Genomic DNA, 520 nt, shown 5'->3' with positions numbered 1-520 from the left:
GCCCGGCGGTGGCGGTGTCGTCCGCGCGGCACTCCAGGCCGAGGGCGCCGGAGCCGACGGCCGGCAGGATCTCGTCCACCGTGAAGACCTGGCGGCCGCGGTCGGTCAACTCCAGCCGGGCCAGGCCCGATCCGGCCAGCACCATGGCGTCCGGCGGCGGACTCGCCCTGCGCGGCATGGTGTTCTCCGCCGACGGCACCACCGTCGTCGAGGCGCGGCACACCGCGGCCGGCGGCGACACCCCGGCCGGCCTCGGGTCGCGCGTCGCCGCCGACCTGCTCGCCCGGGGTGCCCGCGGCGTCATCGAGGCCATCCCGCACTGAGCCGGCGGCGAAGCGGCCCGCGGCGGCCGGGCCGCCGCCGCTACGCGGCGATCACCGTCAGGCGCTGGAAGCCCGTGCCGTAGTCGATCTCCAGCAGGGCGCTGCCGTCGGTCTGGGCGGCGGGCACGGTGATCGACAGGGTGGTGGTCCAGGTGCCGCCGGGCGCGAGGGCGGGCACGTCGTAGTAGGTGTAGGAC

Annotated in this window: 1 protein-coding gene and 1 pseudogene; one reads left to right on the top strand and one right to left on the bottom strand. The window is 77.5% G+C overall.

What is annotated here, in order from left to right; all coding sequences use genetic code 11:
• Positions 1–145, bottom strand: a pseudogene (locus tag AC5RWQ_RS30335) (hydroxymethylbilane synthase); the annotation flags it as partial.
• Positions 146–176: 31 nt separating this feature from the next.
• Between AC5RWQ_RS30335 and AC5RWQ_RS30330 the strand changes: the two are divergent.
• Positions 177–323 (top strand): hypothetical protein, encoded by a 147-nt coding sequence (locus AC5RWQ_RS30330; protein WP_494286021.1) that lies wholly within the window; start codon positions 177–179, stop codon positions 321–323.
• Positions 324–520 lie beyond the last annotated feature (197 nt).

The organism is Micromonospora sp. BS32 (assembly GCF_059089345.1).
This window is presented reverse-complemented; position numbering and strand designations above follow the sequence as displayed.